Annotated in this window: 19 protein-coding genes; 5 read left to right on the forward strand and 14 right to left on the reverse strand. The window is 70.5% G+C overall.

Annotated elements, in window-relative coordinates:
- Positions 1 to 4: 4 nt before the first annotated feature.
- The 5 genes from Tharo_RS02400 to Tharo_RS02420 are packed head-to-tail and all read right to left on the reverse strand — an operon-like array spanning position 5 to position 3,834.
- Positions 5 to 1,282 (reverse strand): dihydroorotase, encoded by a 1,278-nt coding sequence (locus Tharo_RS02400; protein ID WP_107219846.1) that lies wholly within the window; start codon positions 1,280 to 1,282, stop codon positions 5 to 7.
- 32 nt (positions 1,283 to 1,314) lie between these two features.
- Positions 1,315 to 2,274, reverse strand: a complete 960-nt coding sequence (locus Tharo_RS02405) for an aspartate carbamoyltransferase catalytic subunit (RefSeq protein ID WP_107219847.1) — start codon at positions 2,272 to 2,274, stop codon at positions 1,315 to 1,317.
- Positions 2,275 to 2,290: 16 nt separating this feature from the next.
- Entirely contained in the window at positions 2,291 to 2,797 is a 507-nt protein-coding gene (gene pyrR, locus Tharo_RS02410) for a bifunctional pyr operon transcriptional regulator/uracil phosphoribosyltransferase PyrR (protein WP_107219848.1), read from the reverse strand.
- Positions 2,784 to 3,275 (reverse strand): Holliday junction resolvase RuvX, encoded by a 492-nt coding sequence (gene ruvX, locus Tharo_RS02415; protein WP_107219849.1) that lies wholly within the window; start codon positions 3,273 to 3,275, stop codon positions 2,784 to 2,786. Before ruvX ends, pyrR begins: the two co-directional genes overlap by 14 nt.
- Complete coding sequence (locus Tharo_RS02420; RefSeq protein WP_107219850.1) at positions 3,268 to 3,834, reverse strand: YqgE/AlgH family protein; 567 nt, start codon at positions 3,832 to 3,834, stop codon at positions 3,268 to 3,270. Before Tharo_RS02420 ends, ruvX begins: the two co-directional genes overlap by 8 nt.
- Positions 3,835 to 3,986: 152 nt before the next feature.
- Between Tharo_RS02420 and Tharo_RS02425 the strand changes: the two genes are divergently transcribed.
- Positions 3,987 to 5,432: a cryptochrome/photolyase family protein gene (locus Tharo_RS02425; protein WP_107219851.1), complete on the forward strand. Its 1,446-nt coding sequence runs from the start codon at positions 3,987 to 3,989 to the stop codon at positions 5,430 to 5,432.
- 175 nt (positions 5,433 to 5,607) lie between these two features.
- Positions 5,608 to 6,783 carry a MalY/PatB family protein gene (locus tag Tharo_RS02430; protein WP_107219852.1) on the forward strand — a complete coding sequence of 392 codons (1,176 nt, stop codon included), beginning with the start codon at positions 5,608 to 5,610 and terminating at the stop codon, positions 6,781 to 6,783.
- Positions 6,784 to 6,825: 42 nt separating this feature from the next.
- Here Tharo_RS02430 and Tharo_RS02435 read toward each other — a convergent pair whose 3' ends face one another.
- Positions 6,826 to 6,978: a rubredoxin gene (locus tag Tharo_RS02435; RefSeq protein ID WP_342749597.1), complete on the reverse strand. Its 153-nt coding sequence runs from the start codon at positions 6,976 to 6,978 to the stop codon at positions 6,826 to 6,828.
- A 141-nt stretch (positions 6,979 to 7,119) separates the two neighbouring features.
- On the opposite strand from Tharo_RS02435, the gene thiD reads away from it, so the two are divergent.
- From thiD to hemL, 3 genes are all read left to right on the forward strand, one after another.
- Complete coding sequence (thiD, locus tag Tharo_RS02440; protein WP_211309650.1) at positions 7,120 to 8,019, forward strand: bifunctional hydroxymethylpyrimidine kinase/phosphomethylpyrimidine kinase; 900 nt, start codon at positions 7,120 to 7,122, stop codon at positions 8,017 to 8,019.
- A complete protein-coding gene (gene thiE / locus Tharo_RS02445; protein WP_107219854.1) occupies positions 8,012 to 8,641 on the forward strand; it encodes a thiamine phosphate synthase in 630 nt (209 codons plus the stop codon). The genes thiD and thiE overlap by 8 nt, the downstream gene beginning before the upstream one ends.
- 185 nt (positions 8,642 to 8,826) lie before the next feature.
- Complete coding sequence (hemL, locus tag Tharo_RS02450; RefSeq protein ID WP_107219855.1) at positions 8,827 to 10,110, forward strand: glutamate-1-semialdehyde 2,1-aminomutase; 1,284 nt, start codon at positions 8,827 to 8,829, stop codon at positions 10,108 to 10,110.
- 50 nt (positions 10,111 to 10,160) lie between these two features.
- Here hemL and mgtE read toward each other — a convergent pair whose 3' ends face one another.
- The 8 genes from mgtE to Tharo_RS02490 all read right to left on the reverse strand — a co-directional run bounded on the left by mgtE (position 10,161) and on the right by Tharo_RS02490 (position 18,391).
- Entirely contained in the window at positions 10,161 to 11,603 is a 1,443-nt protein-coding gene (gene mgtE, locus Tharo_RS02455; protein ID WP_107219856.1) for a magnesium transporter, read from the reverse strand.
- Between the two features lie 106 nt (positions 11,604 to 11,709).
- Positions 11,710 to 12,453, reverse strand: coding sequence for a monofunctional biosynthetic peptidoglycan transglycosylase (gene mtgA / locus Tharo_RS02460; RefSeq protein ID WP_107219857.1), 744 nt, complete (start codon positions 12,451 to 12,453; stop codon positions 11,710 to 11,712).
- Positions 12,443 to 13,276 carry a shikimate dehydrogenase gene (gene aroE / locus Tharo_RS02465; protein WP_107219858.1) on the reverse strand — a complete coding sequence of 278 codons (834 nt, stop codon included), beginning with the start codon at positions 13,274 to 13,276 and terminating at the stop codon, positions 12,443 to 12,445. Before aroE ends, mtgA begins: the two co-directional genes overlap by 11 nt.
- Before the next feature lie 10 nt (positions 13,277 to 13,286).
- Positions 13,287 to 14,213 (reverse strand): energy transducer TonB, encoded by a 927-nt coding sequence (locus Tharo_RS02470; protein WP_107219859.1) that lies wholly within the window; start codon positions 14,211 to 14,213, stop codon positions 13,287 to 13,289.
- Positions 14,214 to 14,219: 6 nt separating this feature from the next.
- Positions 14,220 to 16,127, reverse strand: coding sequence for a ribonuclease catalytic domain-containing protein (locus tag Tharo_RS02475; RefSeq protein WP_107219860.1), 1,908 nt, complete (start codon positions 16,125 to 16,127; stop codon positions 14,220 to 14,222).
- Between the two features lie 157 nt (positions 16,128 to 16,284).
- Positions 16,285 to 16,875 (reverse strand): YqiA/YcfP family alpha/beta fold hydrolase, encoded by a 591-nt coding sequence (locus Tharo_RS02480; protein ID WP_107219861.1) that lies wholly within the window; start codon positions 16,873 to 16,875, stop codon positions 16,285 to 16,287.
- Positions 16,876 to 16,886: 11 nt separating this feature from the next.
- A complete protein-coding gene (locus Tharo_RS02485; RefSeq protein WP_107219862.1) occupies positions 16,887 to 17,711 on the reverse strand; it encodes an undecaprenyl-diphosphate phosphatase in 825 nt (274 codons plus the stop codon).
- 158 nt (positions 17,712 to 17,869) lie between these two features.
- Positions 17,870 to 18,391 carry a DUF2478 domain-containing protein gene (locus Tharo_RS02490; protein WP_107219863.1) on the reverse strand — a complete coding sequence of 174 codons (522 nt, stop codon included), beginning with the start codon at positions 18,389 to 18,391 and terminating at the stop codon, positions 17,870 to 17,872.
- Positions 18,392 to 18,458: the final 67 nt, after the last annotated feature.

Here is an 18,458-nt window from a genome sequence, read left to right on the forward strand (position 1 = left end):
GTGCTCAGCCGCCGAACATCACCTGGCCTTCGACCAGGGTGTAATGCACCTTGCCGGGCAGCTCCAGCCCGAGGAAAGGCGTGTTCTTGCCCTGGCTGCGCAGGTGGTTGCGGGTGATGGCGACGTGGGCGGCGGGGTCGAACACGCAGAGGTCGGCGCGTGCGCCGACCGACAGGTGCCCGGCCTTGGTGATGCCGACGATCTTCGCTGCGTCCGAGGTGATGCGGGCGAGGCCGTCGAGCAGCGGCAGGCCGGCGTCCGCGGCCCACTTCAGGGTCAGTGGCAGGAGCAGCTCGAGGCCGGTGGCGCCCGGTTCGGCTTCTGCGAACGGCGCCTGCTTGCCGTCGTCGTCCACCGGCGTGTGGTCCGAGCACAGCGCGTTGATGCGGCCTTCGGCCAGGCCGCGGGCGAGTGCCTCGCGGTCGCGCTGGCTGCGCAGCGGCGGCACGAGGTGGCAGTTGGCGTTGAAGTAGCCGATGTCCATGTCGCACAGATGGACGTGGTTGATCGACACGTCGCAGCTCACGTCCATGCCGTCGGCGCGGGCCTGTTCGATCAGGGCGAGGCCGGCGGCCGACGACAGGCGGGTGATGTGCAGCCGCGCGCCGGTGATTCTGGCCAGTTCGAGGTAGGTGTACAGCGCCACCGTTTCGGCCGCGACCGGGATCCCGGCCAGGCCGAGGCGGCTGGCGACCTCGCCGTCGTGGGCGTTGCCGCCGCGCGACAGGAAGGGGGAAAGCGGCTGCAGCCAGACGCGGAAGCCGAACGTGGCGGCGTACTGCAGCGCGCGCATCAGCACCGAGGTGTCGATGATGGGGACGTTGGCCTGGCTGAACGCCACGCAGCCGGCCTCGACCAGTTCGGCCATCTCCGACAGGCGCTCGCCCTTCAGGCCCAGCGTCAACGCGCCGACCGGGTAGATGTGGGCGCGGTTGAGCTTCTTTGCGCGGTAGGTGAGCATCTCGACCAGGCCGGGCTCGTCGAGCGCGGGGTCGGTGTCGGGCGGGATCGCCAGGCTGGTGACGCCGCCGGCCATCGCCGCTTCCATCTCGGACTCGAGTGTGGCGCGGTATTCGTAGCCGGGCTCGCGCAGGCGCGCGGCGAGGTCGATGAAGCCGGGGGCGACGACCAGACCGCCGGCGTCGATCGTGCGCTCGGCGGCGAAACCGTCGGGTGCGCGGCCGAGGGCGACGATCTTGCCGCCGGCGATATAGACGTTGTGCACCGCGTCGCTGCGGTTGGCCGGGTCGATGACGCGGCCGTTGGAAATCACGATGTTCATGGGGGAATCCTTGTGCCTGTGCGGTCCGGGGCTCAGTGGCTGCCGAGCATGCTCATGACGGCCATGCGCACGGCGATGCCGAAGGTGACCTGAGGCAGGATCACCGCCTGGGTGCCGTCGGCCACGGCGGAGTCGATCTCGACGCCGCGGTTCATCGGCCCGGGGTGCATCACGATGGCGTCGGGGCGGGCGAGGGCGAGCTTTTCCGCGGTGAGGCCCCAGACCTTGTAGTACTCCTGCGGCGTCGGCAGCAGCGCGCCGTTCATGCGCTCGTTCTGGAGGCGGAGCATCATCACCACGTCGACGTCCCTGAGCCCGGCATGCATGTCGTGGAACACGCGCACGCCCATGCGCTCGACCTCGGTCGGGAGCAAGGTCTTGGGACCGATCACGCGCACTTCGGGCACGCCGAGCGTGGTCAGCGCGGCGATCTGGCTGCGCGCCACGCGCGAGTGCAGGACATCGCCGACGATCGCCACCGTCAACTGGCTGAAGTCCTTCTTGAAGTGGCGGATGGTGTACATGTCGAGCAGGCCCTGGGTCGGGTGCGCGTGGCGCCCGTCGCCGGCGTTGACGACGTGGATGTGGTCGCGCCCGGTGGCCTGCAGGTGCTGCGCGATCAGCACCGGCGCGCCGCTGGCGGCGTGGCGCACGACGAACATGTCGGCCTGCATCGCGCACAGGTTGTCGACGGTGTCGAGCAGGCTCTCGCCCTTGGCTGCGGAGCTGGTGTTGATGTTGAGGTTCACCACGTCGGCCGACAGGCGCTTGGCGGCGATCTCGAACGTGGTGCGGGTGCGCGTCGAGTTCTCGAAGAACAGGTTGAACACGCTCTTGCCGCGCAACAGCGGCAGCTTCTTGACTTCGCGTTCGGCCACTTCGGTGAAGGGCGCGGCGGTGTCGAGGATGGCGGTGAGGATGTCGCGCGGCAGGCCGTCGAGGGTGAGCAGGTGCTGCAGTTCGCCGTGCTGGTTGAGCTGGGGGTTACGCATCGGGCGTGCCTCGGATTCAGCGTTGGGTCTGGGTCAGTTTGAGGGAGAGCCGGCCGTCGTCGTCGCGCTGCAGTTCGAGGGTCTGGTCGCGCGGCAGCGCTTCGGGCAGGGTGTAGGCGCAGTAGCGCGCGGCGATCGGCAGCTCACGGTTGCCGCGGTCGACCAGCACCGCCAGCTCGACCGCGGCCGGGCGGCCGAAGTCGAACAGTTCGTTGAGGGCGGCGCGGGTGGTGCGGCCGGTGTAGAGCACGTCGTCGACCAGGATCACCGGCGTGCCATCGACGTTGAACGGGATGCCGGTGCGCTGGGGACGGGCGTGGAGGCCCTTGCTGGCATAGTCGTCGCGGTAGAAGGAGACGTCGATCGCGCCCAGCGGGGGGACGATGCCCAGCTCGCGGTGGAGGCGTTCGGCCAGCCACAGGCCGCCGGTATGGATGCCGACCAGCGCGGTCTCGGCGGTGAGGTGGGGGCGGATCTGTGCGGCGAGCTGCCGGCACAGGGCTTCGGCATCAAGGTCTGGCATGGCGGCGGGCGTCCAGGAAGGTTTGCAGGATCAGTCGTGCGGCGGCGGCGTCGAGCACCGCCTTGCGTTCGCGCCAGCGCCCGAGGCCGGCGGCGGCGAGCTCGCTGTCGGCGGCGACCGAGCTCAGGCGTTCGTCGATCGGGAATACCGGCAGGCCGAAGCGGCCGTGGAGCTGGTTGGCGAAGCGCCGGCAGCGGGCGCTCAGTTCATGTCCGGTGCCGTCGAGATGGGCGGGAAGGCCGACGACCAGGGCGACGGGGCGCCATTCGGCCAGCAGCCGGGCGATGGCGGTGAAGCGGGCATCGCCCGACGGGGCGTGGATCGTGGTCAGTGCGCTGGCGAGTCCGGTCTCGAGCTCGCCGGTGGCGACGCCGATGCGGGCCAGGCCGAAGTCGAAACCGAGCACGGTACCGCGCGCGGGCAGGGCGGCGGGGCGGGGTGGGGCGGAAAGGCTGGCGGCTGCGGCCGCATCACGCATGCCCGGCGACCTCGCTGAGGTTGGCGAAATCGACTCCCAGCTTCTGCATCGCGGCGGCCAGGCGCTCTTCCGGGGGCAGCCCGAAGAGGATCGCCAGGTCGGCCGGCACGGTCAGCCAGGCGTTGTCCATCAGCTCCTGCTCGAGCTGGCCGGCGGCCCAGCCGGCGTAGCCGAGCGTGACCAGGACGTCCTTCGGCTCGCCGCCGGCGCCGATTGCCTGGAGCACGTCGCGGCTGCTGGTGAGGCCGACTTCGTCGGTCACTTTCAGCGTCGAATGCCATTCGCCGATCGGGCGATGCAGCACGAAACCGCGGTCGGTCTGTACCGGACCGCCGAAATATACCGGCTGGCCGGCGAAACCCGGGGCTTCCAGCGGCAGCTCGATGCGCTCGAACAGGGCGGCCAAGGTCATGTCGATCGGCCGGTTGATGATCAGGCCGAGGGCTCCCTGATCGTTGTGTTCGGCGATGTAGGTGAGCGTGCGCGCGAAGTGGGGATCGGCCATGTTGGGCATGGCGATCAGGAAATGGTGGGTGAAGTTGGCCGTCGGCGTATCCATGGCGGCGATTTTACGCCCATCGCCTGTCTTGTTGGGGATGAGCTGTACGATTCCGCGCCGGTGCTGGCAGGATAACGGGCATGCCTGCCGGCGCGGATGGAGCCCGACGCCGCCGCCTCGCCCCTGAAGCTCGTCCCCGTTCGGTGTCCGCCATGCTTTCCGCCCTCGTCTGGTTTCGCCGCGATCTGCGCCATTTCGACCATGCCGCGCTCCACCATGCGCTGCAGCGGGCCGGGCGCGTGCATTGTGCGTTCGTGTTCGACCGCGGGATCCTCGACGCGCTGCCGGCGCGCCGGGATCGCCGGGTCGAATTCATCCATGCCAGCGTGGTCGAGCTCGACCAGGCGCTCGACGCCCTGTCGCGCCGGGCCGGCGGCAGCGGCAGCGGGCTGTGGGTGCGCCACGGCCGCGCCGAGGAGGTCGTGCCGCGGCTCGCCGCCGCGCTCGGCGTCGATGCGGTCTTCGCCAACCGCGATTACGAGCCGGCGGCGATCGAGCGCGACAGCCGGGTGGCGCAGCGTCTGGCGGAGCAGGGAATCGGCTTCGTCGACTTCAAGGACCAGGTGGTGTTCGAACGCGACGAAGTGCTGACCCGGGACGGCAGGCCTTTCAGCGTGTTCACGCCGTACCGGAGCGCGTGGCTGAAGCGGCTCGGCGCCGATGCCGAGGCGCTGCGTGCCTGGCGTATCGACGAGCGCGCCGGCCGGCTCGCGCCGAAAGCGCCGGGCGAGCGTATCCCCGCCCTCGCCGAGATCGGTTTCGAGCCGGCCGGCCGGTCCGAACGGGCGCTGCCGGCGGGCATGCACGGCGGGCGTGCGCTGTTCGAGGACTTCGCCGCACGCCTCGACCGTTACCACCATGCGCGCGACTTCCCGGCGCTGAAGGGGGTCAGCTACCTGTCGACCCACCTGCGCTTCGGCACGGTATCGATCCGCGAGCTCGCCGCCTTCGCCCGCGGCAATGGCAGCGAGGGCGCGATGGCCTGGCTGTCCGAGCTGATCTGGCGTGACTTCTACCACATGATCCTGTGGCATCACCCGCAGGTGGTGACGCGCTGCTTCCGGCCGGAATGTGAGCGGTTGCGCTGGGACGAGGCGCCCGAGCTGCTGGCCGCCTGGTGCGAGGCGCGCACCGGCTATCCGATCGTCGATGCGGCGATGCGCCAGCTCGAGCAGAGCGGCTACATGCACAACCGCCTGCGCATGATCGCCGCGTCCTTCCTGGTGAAGGATCTGGGCATCCACTGGCGCCTCGGTGAGCGTCATTTCGCCGCACGGCTCAACGACTACGACCTCGCCGCCAACAACGGCGGCTGGCAGTGGGCGGCGTCCACCGGCTGCGATGCGCAGCCCTGGTTCCGCATCTTCAACCCGGTGACGCAGTCGCAGCGCTTCGACCCGGAGGGGCGCTTCATCCGCCGCTACCTGCCCGAACTGGCGTTGGTGCCGGACCGGTTCCTGCATGCACCGTGGACCCTGGACGCCGCGGCGCAGCGTGCCGCCGGGGTCCGGATCGGGATCGACTACCCGGCGCCGGTGGTCGACCATGCGCAGGCGCGGCTGCGCACCCTGGCCCGCTTCGGGGTGTTGAAAACCTGAGCCGGGAAAGGCGGAACCGGGGCCGCTTCGCGGTAAAGTAGGCCCTTCGGGGGCGCTGCCGCGCGACTGCGCAGTGCGTCTCGAGAGGCACTTCCCGGGCGCGCGCCAGCGGTGCGGCGCGTTGCCGTTCTTCTTTCTCCCGCCCTGCTTCCGGTCCTGTTCCTGCGCCTATCCCATGTCCGAGCTTCCGTCCTCCGAACCGTCCTTCGACTTCGACCGCCTCATCGACCGCCGCAGCCAGCCGGGCGAGAAGTGGGGCCGTTATGCCGGCCGCGACGTGCTGCCGCTGTGGGTGGCGGACATGGATTTCGCCGCGCCGCCGGCCGTGGCCGCGGCCCTGCATGCGCGCATCGACCACGGCGTGTTCGGCTACACCGACCCCTGGCCGTCGCTCGAAGCCGCCGTGGTCGAGGGACTGTGGCGCGATCACCGCTGGGCGATCGAGGCCGACTGGCTGGTGTGGCTGCCGGGCGTGGTCACCGGCTTCAACCTCGCCTGCGGCCTGGCCGGCGAGGCCGGGGACGGGGTGCTGACCGCGACCCCGGTCTATCCGCCTTTTCTCGCCGCCCCCGGCCATGCCGGGCGCGTCCTCCAGCGCTGCGAACTGGTGCTGCGCGACAGGCGCTGGGAGTGGGACTGGGCGGCGCTGGAGGCGGCGCGGACCGCGCGTAGCCGGCTGCTGCTGCTGTGCAGCCCGCACAACCCGGTGGGCCGGGTGTTCGACGACGGCGAGTTGCGGCGCCTGGCGCAGTTCGCCGAGCGCCACGATCTGCTGATCTGCGCCGACGAGATCCATTGCGGGCTGGTGCTCGACGAGGGGCGTGTCCACCGCCCGATCGCCGCCCTCGACGAGGCCGTGGCGCGGCGCACGATCACCCTGATGGCGCCGTCCAAGACCTGGAACATTCCGGCCCTGTACTGCGCCTTCGCGGTGATTCCCGACGCCGCGCTGCGCCGCCGCTACCGCCAGGCGATGCGCGGCATCGTGCCTCACGTCAACGTGCTCGGCATGGTCGCGGCGGAGGCGGCCTACCGCCATGGCGACGCCTGGCGGCGGGCCCTGCTCGACTACCTGCGCGGCAACCGCGACCGCGTCCTCGCCGCGGTGGCGGCGATGCCGGGCCTGGAAATGGCCGTGCCCGAGGCCACCTACCTGGGCTGGATTGACTGCCGCGCGCTGATCGCCGCGCGCGGCGTCGACGACCCGGCGGCCTTCTTCGAGGCGGCCGGCGTCGGCCTGTCGGACGGCGCCGCCTTCGGCGCACCGGGCTTCGTCCGGATCAACTTCGGTTGTCCGCGCGCGACGCTGGACGAGGCCCTGGCGCGCATGGCCGGCGCGCTGCAGGGCTGAAGGCGCGCGCGCGGGGCGGCGTTGAGGGCCCGCGCCGCTCGGTCAGAGTTCGACCAGGTCGAAATCTTCCTTGCGCGCGTGGCACTCGGGGCAGGTCCAGGTGGAGGGAAGCTCTTCCCAGCGCGTGCCGGGGGCGATGCCTTCCTCGGGGAGGCCGGCGGCTTCGTCGTAAATGAAGCCGCAGATCGCGCACATATAGGTTCGGTAGGGCTGGTCCGCCATGTTTCGACCTGACTTGGGGGTAGAATCCGCTCGATCTTAACCCGAGCCCGCTCCCGCGGCGTCCCTCCCGCAGCGTCCATTTGCCGCCGCAGGCCGCGCGGCGCCTTCCCTGCCATGCCGATCGAGATTCCGGACACTCCGCCTGCCGTGCTGTGCCTTTCCGCCGGAGACGCCACCGCCGGCGGCGGGCTGGCCTCCGACGTGCTGACCCTGGGCAGCATGGGCTGCCATCCGCTGCCGGTGCAGACCGCGGCGCTGGTGCGCGACACCCGGGGGATCGATGAAGTGTGGCCGGCCGAGCCGGAGCTGCTGGTGCTCCAGACGCGCACGGTGCTCGAAGACATCCCGGTACGGGCGTTCAAGCTCGGCTTTTGCGGCAGCGTGGAAAACATCGCCGCGATCGCCGAAATCCTCTCCGACTACCCCGAGGTGCCGCTGGTGGTTGAGCCGGCCCTCCATGCGGCGCTGCTGCTCGGCGATGCGGGCGACGAAATCGCGGTCGCGCTGGCCGAGCTGATCCTGCCTCAGACCACGCTGCTGGTGGCCGACCGCCGCGAGCTGTGCATGCTCGCCGGCGTTGCCGACGACGACATGGACGAGGGCGCGGGCGAAGGCGCTGAGGAGGACGCCGAAGAGGATGACGGTGGCGTGCCGGCGGGGGCGGGAGAACTCGACGAAGCGCTCGCCCGCCTGCTCGGTGCGGGGGCCGAGTTCATCCTCCTCACCGGCGGCAGCGAGCACGGTCCGCAGTGCGTCGACACCTTGTTCAGCGATGCCGGCGTGGTGCGCACCGATGCCTGGCCGCGCCTGTCGGGACGCTTCCTCGGCGCGGGGGCGACGCTGGGGGCCGCGGCCGCGGCCGCGCTGGCCCATGGCATGGCCCTCCCCGAAGCGGTGCGCGAAGCGCAGGAATTCACCCAGCAGACCTTGCGCCATGCCTACCGCGTCGGCATGGGCCGGGCGCTGCCCGACCGCTTCTTCTGGGCGCGCGGCAAGGGCGACGAGGATGCCTGAGCACACTGCTGCGCTGCAGCGCGGCCTGTACGCCCTGACCCCCGACGAGGCCGATACCGCCCGCCTGCTGGCTCGGGCCGAGCAGGTTCTGGAGGGACGCCCGGCCTTGTTCCAGTACCGCAACAAGACCGCCCCGGCGGCCTTGCGCCGGGTGCAGGCGCGTGCCCTGCAGGCCCTGTGCAGGGCGGCGGGCGTGCCCTTCATCATCAACGACGATCTCGCCCTCGCGCTTGAACTCGGCGCCGACGGTGCCCATCTCGGGCGCGAAGACGGCCCGCCGGCGGCGGCGCGCGCGGCGCTCGGCCGCGGGCGCATCCTCGGCCTCACCTGCTATGCCGACTGGACGCGCGCCGCCGAAGGGGCCGCGGCCGGGGCCGACTACCTCGCTTTCGGCGCGATGTTCCCGTCGGTGAGCAAGCCGCACGCGCCGCCGGCGCCGTTCGCCCTGCTCGCGCGCGCGAAGCAGGAATTCGGCCTGCCGGTGGCGGCGATCGGCGGCATCACGCTCGCCAATGCCGGCGCGCTGGTGGCCGCGGGGGCCGACCTGCTGGCGGTGATCAGCGATGTCTTTGGCGCCGAAGATCCGGCCCTGCGCGCGGTGTCCTATCGCGCCTTGTTCTGAGCTTCGCTGACGGCGCCTGCCTGGCGGGCGCCGGGTGGCGGCCCGGGCCGGGTGACGGTGGCGCTCGCCGCGACGGTGGTGGAGGGCGGCGGTTTTGCCGTCGTCCTTGATCTGCAAGGCTGGACCCTGGCGCACCGGGGACGCGACAATGCGGCTTTTCGCCCGCACAGCAGGAAGCCCACGTCATGAACAGCCGCAACGAAGCCCTTTTCCAGCGCGCCCAGCGCAGCATTCCCGGTGGCGTCAATTCGCCCGTCCGTGCATTCCGCTCGGTCGGCGGCACGCCGCGCTTCATCGAGCGTGCCGAAGGGGCCCGCGTGTGGGATGCCGACGGCAAGGCCTACATCGACTACGTCGGCTCCTGGGGGCCGGCGATCACCGGTCACGCCCATCCGGCGATCGTCGACGCGGTGCGCGCGGCGGCGTTGAAGGGCCTGTCCTTCGGCGCGCCGACCGAGGCCGAGGTGGAGATGGCCGAGCTCATCTGCGCGCTGCTGCCCTCGGTCGATATGGTGCGCCTGGTCAGCTCCGGCACCGAGGCGACGATGAGCGCGATCCGCCTCGCGCGCGGCTTCACCGGGCGCGACGCGATCGTCAAGTTCGAGGGCTGCTACCACGGCCATGCCGACAGCCTGCTGGTGAAGGCCGGCTCGGGCCTGCTCACGTTCGGCAACCCGTCTTCGGGCGGCGTGCCGGCGGACTTCGCCAAGCACACCATCGTCCTCGACTACAACGACCTGCAGCAGGTCGAGGACGTGTTCAAGGCGCGCGGCGGTGAAATCGCCGCGGTCATCGTCGAGCCGGTGGCGGGCAACATGAACCTGGTGAAGCCGCGCCCGGGCTTCCTCGAAGGCCTGCGCCGGATCTGCACGCAGTACGGCGCGGTGCTGATTTTCGACGAAGTGATGACCGGGTTCCGGGTCGGCCCGCAGGGCGTGCAGGGGCTGTACGGGATCACCCCCGACCTGACCACGCTCGGCAAGGTGATCGGCGGCGGCATGCCGGTGGGGGCGTTCGGCGGGCGGCGCGAGATCATGCAGAAGATCGCCCCGCTGGGCACGGTCTACCAGGCGGGAACGCTGTCGGGCAGCCCGGTGGCGGTGGCGGCGGGGCTGGTCTCGCTGCAGCTGACGCGCGCGCCCGGCTTCTACGACGCGCTCGCGGCGCGCACCCGGCGCCTCGTCGACGGCCTGTCGGCGGCAGCCCGGGAGGCGGGAGTCACTTTTGCGGCGGATGCGGTGGGCGGCATGTTCGGGGTCTATTTTGCCGCTACGGTGCCGGCCTCCTTCGCCGACGTGATGGCCTCGGAGCAGGCTCGCTTCAACCGCTTCTTCCACGCCATGCTGGATGCCGGCCACTACTTCGCGCCCTCGGCGTTCGAGGCCGGCTTCGTGTCGGCGGCGCACGGCGAGGCCGAGATCGATGCCACCGTGGCGGCGGCGCGCGAGGTCTTTGCGCAGCTGGGGTAAGAAAGGCGGGAGGCCCGCGGGGCGGGGCCATCCCCCGCCTCGCCCCGCGCTCACAGCAGGAACAGCGTCGCCAGGCCGAGGAAGATGAAGAAGCCGCCCGAGTCGGTGAGCGCGGTGATCATCACCGAACCGCCGAGCGCCGGGTCGGCGCCCAGGCGCTGGCGCAGCATCGGGATCAGCACGCCGGCGCTGGCCGCGAGCAGCAGGTTCAGCGTCATCGCCGCGGTCATCACCGCGCCGAGCTGGAGGTTGCCGTACAGCCACCACGCGAGCACGCCGAGCAGCCCGCCCCACACCAGGCCGTTGATCAGGGCGACGCCGAGTTCCTTCTTCAGCAGGCGGTTCATCGCCGACTGTTCGACCTGGCCCATCGCGATCGCGCGCACGATCATGGTGATCGTCTGGTTGCCGGAGTTGCCGCCGATGCCGGCGACGATCGGCATCAGCGCGGCCAGCGCGACGAGCTTCTCGATCGAGCCTTCGAAGGCGCCGATCACGCGCGAGGCGATGAAGGCGGTGACCAGATTCACCGCCAGCCAGGCCCAGCGGTTTTTCACCGAGCTCCACACCGAGGCGAAGATGTCTTCTTCTTCGCGCAGGCCGGCGTTGCTGAGGATTTCGGCTTCGGACTCCTCGCGGATGAAGTCCACGACGTCGGCGACGGTGAGGCGGCCGATCACCCGCTTTTCACTGTCGACCACCGGCGCCGACACCAGGTCGTAGCGCTCGAAGGCCTGCGCGGCGTCGTCGGCCTCGTCCTCCGGAGTGAAGCTGATCACCGGCTCGCGGCGCATGACTTCCGAGACTTCGAGCTCGGGGTCGCTGATCAGCAGGGTTTCCAGGGTCAGGATGCCCTTCAGGTGCTCTTCGCGGTCGACGACGAAGAGCTTGTCGGTGTGGTCGGGCAGTTCGTCGAAGCGGCGCAGGTAGCGCAGCACGACTTCGAGGCTGACGTCCTCGCGCACCGTGACCATGTCGAAGTCCATCAGCGCGCCGACCGAGTCCTCGGGGTAGGACATCGCCGCGCGCAGCTGCTCGCGCCCTTCGCTGTCGAGCGACTGGAAGACGTCCTGGATGATCTCGGGCGGCAGGTCGGGGGCGAGGTCGGCGAGCTCGTCGGCGTCGAGCGATTCCGCCGCGGCCTTGAGCTCGTCCGGCGCCATCGTCTCGATCAGCGATTCGCGCACCGCGTCGGAGACTTCGAGTAGGATCTCGCCGTCGCGCTCGGCCTTCACCAGGTCCCACACGTACAGGCGCTCGTCGCGCGGCAGGGACTCGAGGATGAAGGCGATGTCGGCCGGGTGGAGGGTGTCGAGCTTGGTGCGCAGCGCGGACTCGTGCTGCTTGTGGACGAGATTCTCGACCAGCTCGTGGCGCGGCATGTCCTGGCGATGGACCAGCTCTTCCACCACTTTCTGGCGTGCGAGCAGTTCCTGCACTTCGCGCAGGTGATGCTGGACGTCGTCGGGGTGAAGCTCTTCGGGCTGGGTCATCGCACGGGCCGTCGGCGGGAGGCGGGAAGGGCGAATTCTACGGGCTCGATACGGTGCCGGCGACCCTGATCGTGTGACCGGCGGTGAATTTCACCCGCCGCCCGGCTCAGGGGACTTCGGAGTAGGCCATGCGCTGCTGCACGCGTGCGGCGTGGGCCGCGAGGCGGGGACCGAAGGATCGTTCGTAGCGCCGCGGGTTGGGCAGCATCACCGCCAGCCGCGCGGCTTCGGCGGGGCCGAGCTGCGCCGCGGAGCGTGCGTAGTAATGCCGCGCGGCGGCTTCGGCGCCGAACACACCGTCGCCCCATTCGGCGACGTTCAGGTAAACCTCGAGGATGCGGCGTTTGCTCCAGAGCTGTTCGATCATCAGCGTGATCACCGCTTCCTGGCCTTTGCGCAGCCAGCTGCGCGATGGCGACAGGAACAGGTTCTTGGCCAGCTGCTGGCTGATCGTCGAGCCACCGGCGGTGGTGCGCCCGCGTTCGGCGTTGCGTTCGAGCGCGCGGCGGATGCCTTCCCAGTCGAAGCCCTGGTGGTCGAGGAAGCGGTCGTCCTCGGCGGCGACCACGGCGCGTTTCAGGTGGATGGAGATGCGCTCGTACGGAACCCACTGCTGCTGCAGGCGGGCATCCGGGTCGTGCGTGCGCAGTTCGGCGAGACGCATGCGCATGAAGCTGGTGTCGCCGGGGTCGAAACGGCTCCACCAGACCACCTGGGTCAGCAGCACGGCCTGCCAGAACAGCACCAGCAACGCGGCGGCGAGCAGGCCTCGGCCGAGCCAGCCCGACCACCGCCGCGGGCGCGCGGCAGCGGCCAGCCGGCGCAGGAGGTGCCGCAGTTCAGCTCGCATCGATCAGGCGGCGCAGCGCGGCGAGCACCGGTGCGCTGTCCGGGCGGAGGCCCCGCCACAGGGCGAAGCTCTCCGCCGCCTGTTCGACCAGCATCCCCAGGCCGTCGGCGACGCGCATCGCGCCATCGGCGTGCGCGGCGCGCATGAAAGGGGTGTCGCCGCGGCCGTACATCATGTCGTAGGCGAGCGCGCCTTCGGCATACACGCCGGGTGGCAGCGGTGGCAGCTCGCCGGCGAGACTGGCGGCCGTGGCGTTGATGATGAGATCGAAGCGCTCGCCGGCGAGTTCGTTGAAGGTGCAGGCGTCGAGCGGAACGCCCGCGGCGTGCCCGGCGAACCGCCCGGCCAGCTCGCGGGCCTTGCTCACGGTACGGTTGGCGATGGTGAGGGCGGCGGGGCGGCTGTCGAGCAGGGGCAGCAGCGCGCCGCGCGTGGCGCCGCCTGCGCCCAGCAGCAGGATGCGCCGCCCGGCCGGTGCGCAGCCGAGATTTGCGCTCAGATCGCGTACGAGGCCGGCGCCGTCGGTGTTGTCGCCGAGAATCCCGGCCTCGTCGAAGGCGAGCGTATTGACCGCGCCGGCCGCTTCGGCACGCGGCGTGCGGCGGTCGGCGAGGGCGTAGGCTTCGAGCTTGAACGGGACGGTGACGTTCATGCCGCGCCCGCCGGCGGCGCGGAAGGCGTGCACGCTGGCGGCGAAGCCGTCGAGCGGGCCGAGCAGGGCTTCGTAATGGAGCGCTTGCCCGGTCTGGCGAGCGAAGGCAGCGTGAATCCAGGGAGATTTGCTGTGGGCGATCGGGTTGCCGATGACGGCGTAGCGGTCCATGCGGGAGGTCTCAGTTGGCCCGGAGCTGGTCGCTGCCGGTGAAGCTCCAGGTGCGGGTGATTTCGATCAGCTCGTAATCCTTGCGGATGTCGGGCGGGAACGCGGCGTAGGGGGCGGCCAGGCGGACGATGCGTACGGCAGCGTCGTCGAGGACCTTGTGCCCGGAACTGCGCTGGACATGGACCTCGGCGACCGCGCCGTCGGCGCGGATCGTCACCGCCAGCAGCAGGTTGCCGTAGAGTTTGCCGCGCGCGGCTTCGGGGTAGTTCAGCGCACCGACGCGCTCGACTTTCAGGCGCCAGTCCTCGATGTAGCGCGCGAAGCGGTATTCCTGCGCCCGCGAACCGATGAACTTCTTGCGCGGCAGCTTGGCCAGATCCTGCAGCGAATGATCGACGGTGGCTTCGAGGCGGGCGACGGCCGCGGCGCTGTCGAGCAGGTCCAGCCCGCTGACGGCAGGCTTCGGTTTCGCCACGGGGAGCGGCGGTGGTTCGCTCCGCTGCGGCGCGGTCGCGACCCGGGCCGCCGCCGTGTCGCGGGTGAGGGCCGGTTTCGGCGCGCGCGCGGGCTCGGGAGCGCGGCGCCTGGCTTCCGCCAGCGCATCGCCGTTGTGGCGCGCGGGCTGGGGGGTCAGGGGTGTGCTCGGGCGGACGTCCTGCGCGGTGCTGCCGCCGCCGTCGAGGTTCGTCTGGGCGAGGACTTCGGCCTTCTCCGCGGGGCGGGCGTGGCGGGCATTGACCAGCACCACTTCCAGGCCCCGGTCGCGCACCGTTGCAGCCTCGGGCAGGCGGAAGCGCACGCTCAGGAGCAGGCCGTGGAGGGCGAGCGAGAGGGCGAAGGCCGTCACCAGTAGCGCCCGGCCGCGCGGGTGCGGGCAGCACCCTCCGCTCCGGCCCCGTGCCGCGGTGGCGAACTGCGGATCGGCGGCCCGTTCCATCGGCGCTCAGGCGAAACCGAATCCGGGCTCGGTGACGGTTTCCGGGTCGGGTTCGGACAAGGTCCGCACGAAGCGGGCGTCGACGTCGACGTCGAGCAGGTCGGTACGCTCGACGACCAGGCGCACCCGGCTGCCGGGCATCTGCAGCGGCATCGAGGGCACGCGGAAGACGAGCGGGATTTCGCTCAGACGGACGACGTTCTCGCGCAGCACGGTGGCTTCGACTTCGCCGCGGCCATGCTGGCGCAGCCAGCGCAGGCACCAGTAGCGCTCCATGCCGCGCTGGAACTCGGCGTATTCGGCGTAGGTGAGCTCGAAGTCGCGCATCGCCGCCATCAGCTCGGCCGATTTCGGCGCGAAAGCCGGTTCGCGGGCCTGCAGCACGGAAACGATCTGCCACTGGTTGACCAGATCCACGTAGCGCCGCAGCGGCGAGCTCGACCACGCGTAGCAGTCCACGCCGAGGCCCTCGTGGGGCGCGGCGACCGTGGTCATGCGCACCTTGCCGCCGCCCTGGGCGCGGTACAGGCCGGGCACGCCGGCGGCGTCGAGCAGTTTTCCCCAGGTCATGTTGGCGTGGATCATCAGCTCGGCGACCAGCTTGTCCATCGGTGAGCCGCGCGAGCGCCGGCCGATGCTGATCCGGCCGGGGCCGTCGGCGGTGTCCTCGGTCCAGTCCACGCTGAAGCTGTAGTCGATGCGGTCCTCGTTGCCTGCAGCCTTGCCGCGTCCGGCCTCGAGGATGGTGGCCAGGTCCCACAGCAGGGTCAGCTCGCGCTTCCAGGCGAAATCGGGGCCGTCGCCATGCACGGTGTCGTCGTTGAACAGCGGTTCGATGTCGTGGTGGCGCAGGTTGGCGACGATGGGCACTAGCTCGACCCGGCTTTCTTCGCCGACGATCGCCAGCCCGGGGGTGAGATCGAGGTACAGCGACACCGCCGGGCAGTCGCGCCCTTCGGTGAGGGTGAAGGTGTGCACGACTTCGTCGGGCAGCATGGTGATCTTGTTGCCCGGCATGTACACCGTCGACAGACGGCGACGGGCGATCGTGTCGAGCGCCGAGCCGCGGGCGAAACCGAGCGCCGGGGCGGCGATGTGGATGCCGATGCGCCAGCCGCCCTCGGCACGCGGCGTTACCGAGAAGGCGTCGTCGATCTCGGTGGTGGAGGCGTCGTCGATCGAGAACGCGGCGACGTCCGCGCGCGGCAGCGCGGTGGGCGGCACGGGCGCGTCGAAGGCGGGGAAGGTCACGCCTTCGGGGAAATGCTCGAAGAGGAAGCGGTTGTAGTGGAAGTCGTAGCTCGAGGCGAGCGCACCGCAGGCGAGCAGCAGGCGCGCCGCCGACAGCCCGCTGTCGACGCAGGCGGCTTCGAGCGCCTTGACTTCCGGGCGGTTGCGGTCGGGACGGTAGAGCGCCTGCGGCAGCAGGGCGGCGAGTTCGGGCGGCAGGCGGCCGGCGACCAGCTCGGCGCGCATGTGCTCGATTGCCGCTGCCTGCTGGCGCTTCTTTTCCAGGCCGGCGAGCGCGGCCTGGAGGATCTCGGCCGGCGCCTTGCGGAACCGCCCCCGGCCCTTGCGGTGGAACCAGATCGGCGCCGAATGCAGGCGCAGCAGCACGGCGGCGGATTCGACCGCGGTCGGGCTGTGGCCCTGGTATTCGGCGGCGAAGTCGGTGAACGCGAACTCGTCGTCGCCGCACACTTCCCACAGGAACTCGACGTCGAGCTCCTCGGCGCCGGCTTCGGCGCGGGCGAGCAGTTCCGCCGGCGCGGGCTCGCGGAATTCGAGCAGGATATGGGCGCGCTTGAGCTTCACCCGCTTGCCGTGGGTGTTCTCGATCTGCAGCGTGGCATCGTTATCGGCGAGGACGGTGCCGGCCTTGAAGGCGCCGTCCTCTTCATACAGCACGAACATCGGCATCCGCCTGGTGAAGTCAAGCGCGCTAGTTTACTGGATTCGGCCCCCGGCTCCGAAACCGATTCGATATCGGCGGCGGGGCAATGTCTCTCGGGGTTTTTCCGGCAGCGGCCCGGGACGCCTCCGCCGGGGCGGCGGGGGCGCTCCTGCGGAGTCATCGGTCGGCCGTCGTGTCCGCTCCGGCGAACTCGATCACCGCGTCGAGGTAGTCGTTCCAGCGCGAGAAGCCGTGGTCGCCGCCGTCGAGCACGGTCTGCCGGGCGCCGGCGTATTTTTCCACCGCATGGCGGTAGTCGAGCACTTCGTCGCCGGTTTCCACCAGCAGCCAGTAGCGCTGCGGGCGGGAGATGCGGGGCACTTCGAGGGCGCGGGTTTCGTCGATGTGGCGGCGCTCGAACGTGAAGCGCTCGCCGGTGTACAGATTGGCCTGGGGGCCGAGGTAGCGTTCCAGCGACAGCGGTGCGACCACCGCCGGATTGACCAGTACGGCGCGCAGGCCGTGGCGCTCGGCGAGCCAGGTGGCGTAGTAGCCGCCGAGCGAGCTGCCGACCACGGTCGGCTGCCGGCCGGCGGCGAGGCTGCGCCGGATCGCCTGTTCGGCGAGCGCGACCGCGGCGCGTGGGGACACCGGCAGCTGTTCGCACCAGAACCGTTCGGCGAGGCCGCGCTCGGCCATGCGTGCGCGCAGGGCGGTGGCTTTGAGCGAGGCCGGGGCGGAGCAGAAGCCGTGCAGGTAGACGATCATCGGAGGCCGGCTCAGGGTTCGGACCACGCCACCCAGCCGAACTGCCAGGTCGCGAGCACGAACAGGCCGAAAGCGATGCGGTACCAGGCGAAGGCGATGAAGGTGTGGTTGGAGATGAAGCGGATGAAGCTTTTCACCGCCCACATCGCGGCGGCGAAGGAGGCGATGAAGCCGACGGCGAACACCGGCAGATCCTCGAGCCGCAGCAGCGCCCAGTTCTTGTACAGGTCGTAGGCGGTGGCGGCGAACATCGTCGGGATGGCGAGGAAGAACGAGAACTCGGTCGCGGTCTTGCGCGACAGGCCGAAAATCAGCCCGCCCATGATCGTCGCCCCCGAGCGTGAGGTGCCCGGAATCATCGCCAGCGCCTGGGCGAAGCCGACCTTCAGCGCATCCGTCCAGCGCATCTCGTCGACCGCATTCAGGCGCGGATGGTAGCTGCGTTTTTCCACGTAGAGGATCACCAGGCCGCCGGCCACCAGGGCGCTGGCGACGGTGATCGGGTTGAACAGCAGCCCCTTGATCGTGGAATGGAACATCAGCCCGAGGACCGCGGCGGGCAGGAAGCCGACGAACAGCAGGCCGACGAAGCGGCGCGCGCTGCGCTCGGCGGGCAGCCCGGCGGCGACGGCGACCAGCTTGTCGCGGTAGTCCCAGCACACGGCGAGGATGGCGGCAAGCTGGATGACGATCTTGAACACCTTGCTGGTGCCGTCGGTGTAGCCGAGCAGGTCGCCGACGATGATCAGGTGGCCGGTGGACGAGACCGGGAGGAATTCGGTGAGGCCTTCGATGATGCCGAGGACGAGGGCGATGAGGAGAAGGGAGAAATCCATGCGGCGGAGGGGTCCGACAGATTGGGAAGAGGCAGCGCCGGGCGGCCGGTGTCGGCGACGACGCTGTGACACGGGGGCGTTGTGACGCGGAGGGCGGGATTATAGCGGGCGGGGTGTGCGCCGCCGTCGCCGCAGCCGGGGGGGGGGCCGTCGAGGAGTCAGAGGTCGGCCTGAAGCTCGGACCACCAGCGCAGGACCGCGTCCACGTCGGGCGGCAGCAGGGTGCAGTCGCCGCCGGTGAATTCCTTCCATTCGGCGAGGAAGCGCTCGCCCACCGCGGTGAGCAGCGGCACGCCGGCGAGCACGGCTTCGCCCATTTCGTCGCGCAGGCCGGCACCGAACGCCTCCTGGGCGCCGAACTTGTTGATGACGATGAGATGGACGCCGCGCGCGATCGCACCGCGCACTGCGACCGAGCCGCGCGCCAGAGCGTCGGGGTCCACCCGGCACGACACCGAACCGCGGCCCAGCTCCTGCGACAGCGGAATGCTTTCGCCGGTCTCGAGGTTCTCGAGCTGCATCGCGCAGGGGTCTTCTTCGATGATGTTGGTGACGTCGTGCTGGAGCACTCCGCCGAGCTTCACGCCACGCTCGCCGAGGGCGCGGGTGGCGCGGGCGAGCAGGGCTTCGATGTGGTCGGTGGGCTTGTAGACGACGGCGGCGATCGGATGGACAGGCATGGTCGGACTCTTCGAGGCGTTGGCGCGTATTGTCGCACTGCCGCGCCGACAAGGGGATAATGCGCGC

Origin of the sequence: Thauera aromatica K172, from assembly GCF_003030465.1 — a bacterium.
In the GTDB taxonomy this organism is placed as follows: Bacteria; Pseudomonadota; Gammaproteobacteria; order Burkholderiales; family Rhodocyclaceae; genus Thauera; species Thauera aromatica.